General features: G+C 64.9%; 11 protein-coding genes. 3 read left to right on the top strand and 8 right to left on the bottom strand.

All coding sequences use genetic code 11. The annotated features are described in order from the left end of the window. Positions 1-44: 44 nt before the first annotated feature. Positions 45-1,397: a putative aminohydrolase SsnA gene (ssnA, locus tag AUL39_RS01960; RefSeq protein WP_059053055.1), complete on the bottom strand. Its 1,353-nt coding sequence runs from the start codon at positions 1,395-1,397 to the stop codon at positions 45-47. A 669-nt stretch (positions 1,398-2,066) separates the two neighbouring features. Here ssnA and AUL39_RS01955 point away from each other — a divergent pair. The 3 genes from AUL39_RS01955 to AUL39_RS01945 all read left to right on the top strand — a co-directional run bounded on the left by AUL39_RS01955 (position 2,067) and on the right by AUL39_RS01945 (position 4,969). Then, complete coding sequence (locus AUL39_RS01955; RefSeq protein WP_174519236.1) at positions 2,067-2,717, top strand: helix-turn-helix transcriptional regulator; 651 nt, start codon at positions 2,067-2,069, stop codon at positions 2,715-2,717. Between the two features lie 4 nt (positions 2,718-2,721). Continuing rightward, positions 2,722-3,948: a M20 family metallopeptidase gene (locus AUL39_RS01950; protein WP_082667179.1), complete on the top strand. Its 1,227-nt coding sequence runs from the start codon at positions 2,722-2,724 to the stop codon at positions 3,946-3,948. A gap of 160 nt (positions 3,949-4,108) precedes the next feature. Then, positions 4,109-4,969, top strand: coding sequence for a pirin family protein (locus tag AUL39_RS01945; protein ID WP_059053049.1), 861 nt, complete (start codon positions 4,109-4,111; stop codon positions 4,967-4,969). A 178-nt stretch (positions 4,970-5,147) separates the two neighbouring features. Here AUL39_RS01945 and AUL39_RS01940 read toward each other — a convergent pair whose 3' ends face one another. Genes AUL39_RS01940 through modA form a run of 7 tightly spaced genes read right to left on the bottom strand, consistent with a single transcriptional unit; the run spans position 5,148 to position 11,394 of the window. Then, a complete protein-coding gene (locus AUL39_RS01940; RefSeq protein WP_059053047.1) occupies positions 5,148-5,687 on the bottom strand; it encodes a MogA/MoaB family molybdenum cofactor biosynthesis protein in 540 nt (179 codons plus the stop codon). Positions 5,688-5,692: 5 nt separating this feature from the next. Then, on the bottom strand, positions 5,693-6,766 hold the full coding sequence (locus AUL39_RS01935) for a molybdopterin-binding protein (protein ID WP_059053045.1): 1,074 nt from the start codon (positions 6,764-6,766) through the stop codon (positions 5,693-5,695). Then, positions 6,763-7,743: a cyclic pyranopterin monophosphate synthase MoaC gene (gene moaC / locus AUL39_RS11605; protein WP_059053042.1), complete on the bottom strand. Its 981-nt coding sequence runs from the start codon at positions 7,741-7,743 to the stop codon at positions 6,763-6,765. Before moaC ends, AUL39_RS01935 begins: the two co-directional genes overlap by 4 nt. A 3-nt stretch (positions 7,744-7,746) precedes the next feature. Beyond that, positions 7,747-8,694, bottom strand: coding sequence for a GTP 3',8-cyclase MoaA (moaA, locus tag AUL39_RS01925; RefSeq protein WP_059053041.1), 948 nt, complete (start codon positions 8,692-8,694; stop codon positions 7,747-7,749). Continuing rightward, positions 8,687-9,829, bottom strand: coding sequence for a sulfate/molybdate ABC transporter ATP-binding protein (locus AUL39_RS01920; RefSeq protein WP_059053039.1), 1,143 nt, complete (start codon positions 9,827-9,829; stop codon positions 8,687-8,689). Before AUL39_RS01920 ends, moaA begins: the two co-directional genes overlap by 8 nt. Then, positions 9,826-10,509: a molybdate ABC transporter permease subunit gene (gene modB, locus AUL39_RS01915; protein WP_059053036.1), complete on the bottom strand. Its 684-nt coding sequence runs from the start codon at positions 10,507-10,509 to the stop codon at positions 9,826-9,828. Before modB ends, AUL39_RS01920 begins: the two co-directional genes overlap by 4 nt. Before the next feature lie 6 nt (positions 10,510-10,515). Then, positions 10,516-11,394 (bottom strand): molybdate ABC transporter substrate-binding protein, encoded by an 879-nt coding sequence (gene modA / locus AUL39_RS01910; protein ID WP_059053035.1) that lies wholly within the window; start codon positions 11,392-11,394, stop codon positions 10,516-10,518. Positions 11,395-11,587 lie beyond the last annotated feature (193 nt).

Raw genomic sequence — 11,587 nt, 5'->3', positions numbered from 1 at the left:
GTCGTGGCAGTGGCGGCTTTGGAGCGCCGCTGCCGGGAAGGTGCCTAGTACTCGCGGTCGTTGAGCTCTCCCCAGAGCTTCTTGGACTGGTCGAGCACAAAGGCATCAATCCTATCCTTGTCAATGTCCGTGAACTCACGGTCACGGTAGACCACGCGACCGTTCACGATGGTGGTACGGCAGTCGTGGCCCTCGACGCCAAAGAGGATGTGGCCGTCGATGTTCTCCGCGCCAATGGGCGTGGGCGCCGGATAGTCAAACACGGCGACGTCCGCGGCGGCACCGGGCGCAAGCACGCCCAGGGGCTTGCCCTGCGGCTTGGAGGCGAAGTACATGTTGGCTACCTCGGCGTTGTTCTTGAAGAGCATGGTCATGGCCTCGCCCCAGGCCACGTTGGGCAGCGCGGAGTTGAGGCGCTGCAGGGGCACGAAGGCCTTGAGGGACTGCAGCATGTCGTGGGTGTAGGCGTCGGTGCCCATGGTCACGGTGATGCCACGCTTGAAGAACTCGAGCACCGGGGCAGTGCCCACGGCGTTGTTGGCATTGGACTGCGGGTTGTTGACGATCTTGGTGTGGGTCTCGGCAACAACGTCCATGTCGGCGGGGGTGATGTGGATGCAGTGGCCGAGCATGGTCTTCTCGCCCAGGATTCCGTGGTCGAGGAGGCGGTGAATCGACGTGCAGCCGTGCTTCTGGGCCGAGTCGTAGACGTCGTTCATGCCCTCGCACACGTGGATGTGGAAGCCGGTGAGGCCATTGTTCGCCTCGACCATGCGGTCGAGCGCCTCGTCCGGCAACGTGAAGAGGGCATGCCCGCCAAACATGGCAGCAATCATATCGTCCTGCGTGGCCGCCCAGCGGGCGAAGTCGGCATTCTCCTGGATGGACTGATCGAGCTTCTCCTTGCCGTCACGGTCAGAGACCTCATAGCACAGGCAGGCACGCATGCCCATCTCCTGCGCCACGTCCTTGATGGCAAAGAGGGAGCCGGGGATCTCGCGGAAGCTTGCGTGGTGATCGAAGATGGTGGTCACGCCATTGCGGAACGACTCCATCATGGTCACGTACGCGCAGGCGCGCGTGCCATCGAGCGTGAGGTGACGGTCGATGTTCCACCACTGCTGCTCGAGGTTCTCGAGGAAGTTGGTGGGGTTGCAGCCCTTGATGGCAAGGCCGCGCGCCAGACCGGAGTAGATGTGGGTGTGGCAGTTGATAAGACCGGGCATGATAAGGCCGCCGTGGGCATCGATGAACTCTGCCGTGGGGTAGGCGGCATCCATCTTGGCACGCGTGCCAACTGCCACGATCTTGTCGTGGTCGATGACAACGGCACCATCCTCGATGAAGGGCACCTGGGGGTCCCTGGTTACGACCCGACCGTTTCCAACAAGTAGCATAGGACCTCTCCTCCTTGCTACATGCCGCAGATCAGCTACGGCCCAACCTGTGTTCATCGCGGCCCTCTCATGCCGCGACGGCCGGGCGTTGCGCGAACGCGATTGCGCCGCATGGGCACCCGACTACCCAGCTGCAAACGAAGCGCAGGTACAAGGTCCTTCCCCGTTGGCCTCTCCCTGCAAATCACCGTATTGGCGAATCTTCGCACTACTTGTAATACAACCTAACAAATATTTTGCTTCAAATTGGCGTCCTGCTCGTCGCGGTCTGGAGAACATCGGCGTACGGTCGATTGCCGGTGTGGACGGTAACGTTATATTTTGAGAAAACTAACGTAGACGCGCCGGTCGACCAAGCCTGCACGCCTTTTTGATAAAACAATACCAATGAGCTGGGAATTGTTTATGGCGCAACGGCAGAGGAACCCATGGTGGTAATAAGCGGAAGGACGATATGATGCCGCTCTTGGACAACATCATGTCGCGTTCGTAAGCGTTTACGTTGAAACGGGCGTTCCCTTACATTCAATAAGCCCCTCGTGGTGCTAGTATTTTCTAACTGTTGGCTTCCCCGCCCATGTAGATGACTGCGCCATGCAGCCCGCGCCCGTGCGCTAGAAACTCATGCGCCTCGGCTGAGCGGGCCCGCCAGAAAGGGATCGAGGAATCATGAAGAAGTCCGAGGTCGAGTTTCTCTCTCGCCTTGCAAAGGGCATTGCCGCACAGTTTGGCAGCAATTGCGAGGTCGTTGTCCACGACCTGGAGTCCAAGGATCCGGACAGCACCATCGTCGCGATAGAGAACGGCCAGGTCTCTGGCAGAAAGCTCGGCGATGGCCCCTCCAACGTGGTGCTTAAGGCCCTGAGCTCAGACCCAGACAAGCTCCAGGACCACTTTGCCTACAACACGCGCACCGAGGACGGTCGCGAGCTGCGCTCGAGCACGGTCTTCTTCCGCGACGAGACGGGCAAGCCCGTGGCGATCTTCGCCATCAACTACGATTCCACGCCCATCATGGCGCTGCAGAACATGCTCAAGGACTTCACCTCGCTTGCCACCCCTGCCACGGACGAGCCTGATGTCATCCCCCACAACGTGAACGACCTTCTCGACGAGCTTATCGACCAGAGCGTGCGGCTTGTGGGCAAGCCCGTTGCCCTCATGACCAGGGACGACAAGGTCAGGGCAATCGGCTTCCTCAACGATTCCGGCGCGTTCCTCATCACCAAGGCGGGACAGAAGGTATGCAACTACTTTGGCATCTCTAAGTACACGCTGTACAGCTACATGGACGAGGCCAAGGCACAGAAGAAGGAGTAGGTACATGTCCAACGAGTGCCGCAATGACGACGAGGCAACAGGGCTCACGTCACGGCTCGTGGGCATAGAGAGCACAGACCCCGGTGCCTTTGAGGGCCACATCGAGGACTTTGTGCACACGTTGCTTGAGGAACGTCGCAAGCGCGCCGGCAGCCTTGCCGAATCCGTGCGGATCGAGGAGCTTGAGGCGCTGCCGGGACGCCGTTGCCTGAGAGCGCTCATTCCCGCGGAAGGAACGAGCGACGCCTCTGCCGGTCCTGCTGACCTCACCCTTCTCTGCCACATGGACACCGTGCGCGTGGGCGCCGGCTGGAGCGAGGACACGCCGGCCTTCTCGCCCGTTCTGCGCGATGGCGAGCTCTATGGCCGCGGCTCGTGCGATATGAAGGGTGGTCTGGCCTGCGCGCTTCTCGCCTTTTCGGATGCGCTTGACGAGATTGGTCGGCGCGGGAGCCTGCCTGGGCGCTCGCTGGCGATTGTGTGCACCGTGGACGAGGAGGACGAGATGCGCGGCTCGGAGGCCGCCATCCGCGCCGGCTGGCTGGGTGCCACCGGCTGGGTCCTCGACACCGAGCCCACCGACGGCCGTGCGCGTGGCTCGCACAAGGGACGCACCTGGTACGTCATCGACATGCACGGCGTTACCGCGCACGCCAGCACGCCCTGGCGCGGCGCAGACGCCATCGCCGCCCTGGCAGAGGCCGTCTGCCGAATCCGCGGATCTGTTGCGGCACTGCCCTCCCACCCCGAGCTTGGCCGCTCAACCGTCACGTTTGGGCAGATAAAAGGCGGCTACAGCCCCTATGTGGTGCCCGACGAGTGCCACGTGACCATCGACATGCGGCTGGTGCCGCCCACGGGCTCTTCGGATGCCGAAAAGATCGTACGCGATGCCTGCTCCGCGGCAGAGGCAGCCGTGCCTGGCGCTCATGCGGACGTGCGCTGCACCGGGGACAGGCCGCCCATCGAGCTTGACCCCGCATCGCCGCTGCTTGCGGCCCTTGCGCGGGCAAGCGAGGAGGCATGGGGCGAGACGCCGGCGACGGACGTCTTCACCGGCTACACCGACTCTGCCGTGGTGGCGGGTACCTGCGGGAACCCCACGTGCCTCTCGTACGGGCCGGGCAGTCTCGAAGTTGCCCACAAGCCCAACGAGCACGTTCCCGTTGCAGACCTCGCGCGCGTCCGCGCGGTGCTCTCTCGGCTTGCCGCCAATACGCTGTGGGGCTAGCGGGCCCTTCTCGGCAACGGATTCCGGCGGCAGGCCTCACCTGCAGCACCCATCCTCCTGCGACGTCCACCCTTGCGGTTCTCGTAAATGCTACTGTGCAAGTAGGGTATAAGGCCCCCGATGACCAAAGCCACACCACGGCCAATCAAAGGAGAAACCCATGCTCAGGCATGCAGCCAACGTCGTTAAGGGGTACCGCACGCAGGACGGCGCAGGAGTGAGCCTCGTACGCGTACTGGGTGACCAGACCGCACGTGACTTTGACCCCTTCCTCATGCTGGACTCGTTTGACAGCACCAACCCGGACGACTACACCGCAGGATTCCCACTCCACCCTCACCGCGGCATCGAGACCGTAAGCTACCTGCGCGAAGGCGCGATGCACCACCGAGACACCATGGGATTCGAGGACACCGTGACCTCGGGCGAGGTGCAATGGATGTGCGCCGGCTCGGGCGTGGAGCACGAGGAGACCATCCCGGCCGCACGGCGTCTGCTTGGCGTGCAGCTGTGGCTCAACCTCCCCGCCGCCGAGAAGATGACGCAGCCCACCTACCACGCCGTGAAGTGCGACGCCATCGAGTCCGTGCCGCTTGACGGTGCTGTACTGCGGCTGCTCGCCGGGTATTATGTTGACGAGAATGGCAAGTCCCACCAGGGGTTTGTTGGCAGCCACCTTCCACTTGACTACTACGAGCTCACCGTGGAGGCGGGCCACAGTGTCGAGATTCCCGTAGACGAGGACCGCTCGGTCCTGGCGTTCACGCTCGAGGGGCCCGCGCTCATCGGCGGCCTGCCGCTGGGCGAGAAGACCGCGGTCAAGCTTGTGGAAGGGGACCGCGTGGGCATCACCGCCACAGACGAGAAGCCCTCGGTGGTGCTGCTCATGAGCTCCGTTGCCCTGCGCGAGCCCATAGCATGGGGCGGGCCCATCGTGATGAACAGCACTGCCGAGCTGCGGCAGGCCTTCCGCGACCTCGACGAGGGGACGTTCATCAGGGAAGACGTCCGGAGCCTGTAAGTAGGCCCCTCTCGTCTCTGCCTCCCTCCCCCCTCCGTTCTTTAGCGGTTTTTGAGAAATGAGACCTGTGTTTGCCCAGTTGGCGAACTTTACAATTCACAAATACCGCTAAAGAACGGAGGGGAAGAGGAGAGAAACGGGACTACGGGAGCGAAGGGACTACGGGGGAGCGAAGAGGCTAGCCCCGCTCCGTGGCGCAGTCGGCGGGGCCTCCGCGCAGAATACGCAGCCCGTGCGCGATGGGCCCAATCACCGCAGAGATGTTCTCGCACGCAGCTTTGGAGCTACCGGGCAAGTTCACCACGAGCGTGCCCCCCAGGATGCCCGCCGCCTCGCGCGAGAGGCAAGCGTGCGGCGTGATGGCCATCGAAGCGGCTCGCATGGCCTCCGGAATGCCGGGCGCCATGCGCTCGCACACTGCGGCGGTAGCCTCAGGCGTCACGTCTCGCGGCGAGAAGCCCGTGCCGCCCGTGGTGACAACGAGCGCCACATCCGCAGCAGCGGCCTCGCGGATGGCGGCCTCGATCTGCGGACGCTCGTCAGGCACCACGCTCGTAGAGACAACGCGGTAGCCCTTCTCGCCGAGAAGCTCCGCGAGCGCGGGGCCAGAGGCATCCTCGCGCTCGCCGCGCGAGCAGCGGTCACTCACGGTAATCACCGCCGCGGTGTAGGACTCACCTTCTGTGACCTGCGGCTTGTTTGTCTCACTGTGGCTCATGTCTCCTACTTTCCAAACGGGCACACGGGGAAGGTGCATGGCGAGCAGTGCAGGCACAGACCGCCCTCGCCCATCTGCACCAGGTCGCGGCGGCGTACCTCCACACCGGCAACAAGGCGAGGCAGCACCAGGTCGAAGACCGTGGCCGCGTTGTACATGACGCAACCCGGAAGCCCCACCACGGGCACCGTGCGGGCCTCGCCCTCCGCGTCCTTCTCGTCAAAGTAACCCACCAGGAGCATCGCTCCGGGAAGGACCGGAGCCCCGTAGGTCACGATGCGCGCGCCGGCGCGCTTGATGGCGCCAGGGGTGTTGTCATCGGGGTCAACGCTCATGCCACCCGTGCACACAACCATGTCAACGCCAGCAGCGCGAGCATCGTTTATGGCCGCCACCAGGGCATCCATGTCGTCACCAGGCGTGGCATGCCAGGTGGTGGCAATGCCGTAGCGCGCGAGCTTGGCCTCGACCACGGGCGTAAAGCGGTCCTCGATGAGGCCCTTGGCCACCTCGGAGCCTGTGGCGATAATGGCCGCCGTCTTGAGGCGCCACGGCTCCACGCGCATGAGCGGCCCGTTCTTCTCGACGTCTGCCGCGTGCTCCGCCGCCTCGACCACGGACTCCTTCACCACGAGCGGAATCACGCGCGTGCCAGCCAGGTCGTCGCCCGCAGAAACGGCAAAGCCTCCCTTGCGGGTGGCCACCATGACCTCCTCGCAGTCGTTCACGGCAACAAGGCGCTCGGAATCGACGAGAAACACGCCGTCATGCTCCGCCTTGATGCCGATCTTGCCCTCGCGGGGCTCGCCGGCGGCAACGCAGCCCGGCCCAAGGCAGAGTGCCGCCAGGCGCCGCGCTGCGTCATCCTCGTGCAGCATGCCAGGGCCGGCCTCCCACACGTAGAGATGCTCCTTGCCCATCGAGAGCAGCACAGGCACGTCCTCGGCGGTGACCACGTGCCCCTTCTTGAAGCGCGGCCCCTTGTAGCGCGGCGACCCCTTGCCATCGCCGGGCAGAATCTGCGTCATGTCGTGGCACAGAACGTGCCCGATGGCGTCCTCGGTTCTCACAAGCTTCATGCCAGTTCGTCCTCCCCCATCACACGAACCTCGTCGCCGGCGCGCACGATGCCGCCGCGCGTCACCACACAGAAGATGCCGTCGGTGGGCATGACGCACATGCCGGTAAGACGGCGAATCTCGCAGTCGTTGTGGCAGGTCTTTCCAATCTGCGTCACCACCATGCGCGCGGGGCCCATGGCCACGGTGGTGCCCACGGGCAGGCTCTTCACATCAATCCCGCGTGTGAGCACGTTCTCGGCAAAGTCGCCGGGCGCAAGGTCGATGCCCTTTGCGCGCATGAGGTCCACGGACTCGTTTGCCAGCAGGCTCACCTGACGGTGCCAGGTGCCGGCATGGGCGTCGCCGGCGATGCCCTTGCCCACCACAAGCTCGATAGAGTCGACGGGATGCTTGCGCGTACCCTTCTTCTCCGAGATGCAGGTGGCAACAACGGTGCCGTGCGGCAGCTCCGACGCGGCGGGCGCCGCAGCCGTAGACGCATCCAGCGGCGCCGTGGGGTCGTCCCCCTCGGCGCGCACGAAGTGCCCGGACTTGCCGCCGTCCTTCTCGAGCAGGCGCACCTCGGTGATCGCCATGTCACGCTGGTGGGCCTTGCACATGTCGTAGATGGTGAGGCCGGCAACGGACGCCGCCGTGAGCGCCTCCATCTCAACGCCCGTCTCGCCGCAGCAGCGCGTGGTTGCCGTAAACGCTATGCCGTCCTCCTCGTACGCAAACGAGACGTCAACGCCCGTGAGCTGCACGGGATGGCACATGGGCACCAGCTCCCAGCAGCGCTTGGCAGCCATGATGCCCGCAACCTGCGCCACGGTAAGCACGTCTCCCTTGCGCACGCCGCCCGTGCGCACAAGCTCCAGCGTGTCTGGCCGCATGAGCACCTTGCCGGCGGCACGGGCCACCCGCTGGGTCTTTGGCTTATCGGACACGTCCACCATGCGGGCGCGGCCCTCCTCGTTGAAATGCGTGAGCCCCATGGCTCATCCCCCTATCTCGTTCATGGCGCGCAGCGAATCGCTTGCGCGCCCGTCATCCATCCTGTGCCCGCGCGGCTTTGCCGCAATGCCCGCGCGCATGGCATCGACCAGCTCTTGGCCCACAAGGCCGCGCAGGTTGACCTCAGTTGCGGAGTGCAGGCAGGGCTTGAGACGCCCGTCCGCCGTCACGCGTATGCGATCGCAGCTGCCGCAGAACCGGTGGGTCATGGGCCGGATGAGACCCACGTTGCCCTTCCAGCCCGGCGCGTGGTAGAGCTCCGAGACGCCCTGGCCGCCCACCGGCGCAAGCTCCGGCACGGCCGAAAGGACCCCATCTGCCGAGACAAAGCGTCCCTTGGGCCAGCCGGCGCACTCCCCCATGCGCATGAGCTCGATGAAGCGCACGGTGAGGTCGCGGTCGCGCGCAAGCTCGGCCAGCGGTCGCAGCTCATCGTCATTCACACCGCCGACAAGCACGCAGTTAATCTTGGTGTTGGTGAAGCCCGCAACGCGGGCCGCCTCGAGACCGGCAAGTGCGTCCGCAAGCGAACCACGCCGCGTGATGGCCTCGTAGCGCGCGGCATCAAGCGTGTCCAGGCTCACGTTGAGGCGCGTAAGCCCCGCGGCACGCAGGTCGCCAGCAATGGGCGCGAGCAGCGTGGCGTTGGTAGTCATGTCCACCTCGTCGATGCCCGGCACAGAGGCAACCATGCCCACAAGGTCAACAATGCCGCGCCTCACCAGGGGCTCCCCACCCGTAAGACGCACCTTGCGCACTCCCAGTGACGCAGCCGCAGCCACAATGTCGCGCATCTCCTCAAAGGAGAGGATGTCTGCGTGCGAGAGCATGGGCACGCCATTCTCAGGCATGCAGTAGACGCAGCGGCAGTTGCAGCGGTCGGTCACCGAGAGGCGCAGGTAGCGTATGTCGCGGCCGTAATCGTCACGCACGAGGCGCGCCTCCCTTCCCTGTGTTGTCCAAAGTAATTGCGTCAGGCGTTTCGCCGTTACCCGCCGAGACAAGCGGCATGACCGTCTGGGGCGGCGCCACAAGCACCAGCTGCGCGGGATTGCCAAGCGCAGCCCAGGCGTCCTTCTCGCACTCGTAGCGAAGTGAGGCGCCACCGGGCGTGCGGGCCATCACGATCGTCGAGAACGTCGAGTCTATCACCCGCTCAACGGTGCAGGGAATCGCATTCCCGCCAGCGGCGCTCGCAGCGCCGTCGCCTGCCGCATGCGCCTGGAAGTAGTGCGCGCGTATGCCCACGTGCGTAACGCCCTCGGACACGGGAAGCGACGTCTCCAGCGTGACGCCCCAGTCGTCGCACATAAGCAAGCCGGGGCCCGCCACCCGCGCTCGGCTCACGTTCTTGCAGCCGCTGATGAGGGCCGCCGCCAGCGTTGCCGGAGAAGCAAAGAGCTCGCGCACGCCCACCTTGGCGTCCGAGCGACCGCGGTCAAGAACGCAGACCGTGTCGCACATGCGGTAGACCTCGTCGCGGTTGTGCGAGACGTAGACCGCCCCGCCGGGAAACCCGCGCAGGACATCCGTCAGCTCGAGCTCCAGCTGCCAGCGCAGGTACCCGTCGAGCGCCGAGAAGGGCTCGTCAAGCAGGATGAGCTCCGGGTCGCTCGCGAGGATGCGCGCCATGGCGCAGCGCTGCTGCTGGCCGCCGGAGAGCTGGGCGGGCTTACGGTGCTCGAGGCCCTCCAGGCGCATGGCGGCAATCTCCCTTGCCGCACGCGCCGAGCGCTCCTCACGCGTGGCGCCAGCCGCCCCGGCGCGCACATTCTGCTCGACGGTCATGGTGGGAAAGAGCGCATAGCTCTGGAAGAGGTAGCCCACGCGGCGCTGCTGCGGCGGTAGGTCTACGTGCGCGCTGGAATCGAAGAGCGTGCGGCCCCCCAGCACGATACGCCCCGAGTCAGGGCGCTCGATGCCGGCGATACACTTGAGCGTCATGGACTTGCCGCAGCCCGAGGGGCCGAGCAGCGCCATGATCTCGTCCGGGCGCTCGATGGCAAACGAGACGTCAAGCGAGAAGGACCCGAGCCGCTTGGTGATGTCGACCTCGAGCGTCGTCATGCGACCGCCCCCCTCGCGCGGGCGGAGCGAGAACGCGCCTCGAGCATGTTCATGGCGAGAAGCACCACGGCGCTTATCGCCAGGTTCACGAGGACCCACTGGAACGCAAGACCATCCTCGCCGGTACGCCAGAGCTGGTAGACCGTCGTGGAGACGGTAGCGGTAGAGCCCGGGGTATAACCCGCGACCATCGAGGTGGCGCCATACTCGCCCAGCGCCCGTGCGAAGGCCAAGACCGAGCCCGCGATGATGCCCTGACGGCAGGCCGGCATCTTGACGCGCCAGAACACCCAGGTATTGGATTTTCCCAGCGTACGGCCAGCGTCGGCCAAGCTCTGGTCAAAGCCCTCGAACGCACCGCGCGCCGTGCGGTACATGAGCGGGAAGCTCACCACCACGGTGGCAAAGATGGCCGAGTACCAGGTCATGGTGAGCCTCACGCCAAAGGCGCCCATCGCCCAGGCGCCAATGGGGCGCCTGGGGCCGAGAAGCACCAGCAGGAGGTAGCCCACGACGGTGGGTGGCAGCACCAGGGGCAGCGTGAGCACCACGTCGAGGATGCCCTTCACCACCCGGGGCGCCCGCGCCACCACGTCCGCGAGCCAGATGCCGAGAAGATAGACGACCACCGTGGAGATGGCGGCTATTCTCATTGAGTTGAGGAGCGGGTACCAGTCCATGCCGCGCTACGCCTCGGCAAGCGGCGTGAAGCCGACCTTCTCGAAGCAGTCGCTGGCATCCTTGGTCTTGAGGAAGTCGAGGAAGGACACGGCCAGCTCGGGCTGGGGGGCGTTCTTGGTGGCTGCGGCCGGGTAGACCACGCGGCCGCACATCTCCTCGGTGGCCTCGTCCACCATCGCGAGGTTTGCCGAGGTGGCGTCGGTCTTGTAGATGACGCCGCAGTCGACGGCCGCCTCGGTTACCTGCGAGGTGACCTCCTTCACGTTGGTGCCGTAGGTGATGCAGCCAGCGTTTGCCAGCTCGGTCTCGTCGAGGTTGTAGTAGGCAAGGATCTTCTGGGTGTACTGGCCCACGGGCACGTCGGAGTTGCCCATCCCCAGCAGGATGTCGTGGGCCTGGAGCTTTTTGGCCATGTCATCGAAGCCCTGGACGGTCTTGGGGTTGCCGTCGGGCACGCAGAGCGTGACCTTGTTCTCGAGGATGTCGAAGCGCGTGTCGTGGTTGATGAAGTCGAGGCCCTCGTCGTTGCCGGAGGTGGCGCTGGCGTCAAGCTGGTTCATCTGCTTCTGGCCGGCGGAGATGAAGACGTCGCAGTCTGCCCCCTCCTGGATCTGTGTCTTGAGGGTGCCCGAGGAGTCGAAGTTGAAGCTTATGTCCACGCCGTCATTGGCTGCTTTGAAGAGGTCGCCCGCCTCGGTGAGAGACTCGGTGAGCGAGGCCGCCGCAAAGACGACGAGCGTCTTTGTCTCTGCCGCGGACGCGGTGTCTGCCGCCGTCGAGTCTGCAGACTGGGACTGCGTGCCTCCGCACGCCACCAATCCAAGGCCTGCCGCGGCTACTGCCGCCAACGCAAACGAACGCCTGGTGATGCTGGTGCCTGCCATGGTGCCTTCCTTTCCCTCGGTGTAATGCCTGCCTGGGGCGCATCTCTGGTGCGATGCTTTTTGCGTGCTGCCCATGTGGTGCCTGTGGGCTTCGCCGCCACAGATGTGGTGCCTGTCCGATGACGGCGTTCTTGCTTACAAACTATAACGCCATCCAAACAAAAAGTATGGAAAAGGTGGTGGGCGGGTCACA

Source organism: Tractidigestivibacter scatoligenes (assembly GCF_001494635.1).
Classification (GTDB): domain Bacteria; phylum Actinomycetota; class Coriobacteriia; order Coriobacteriales; family Atopobiaceae; genus Tractidigestivibacter; species Tractidigestivibacter scatoligenes.
Note: the sequence above shows the minus strand (reverse complement) of the source record. Positions and strands in the feature narration are given on the sequence as shown.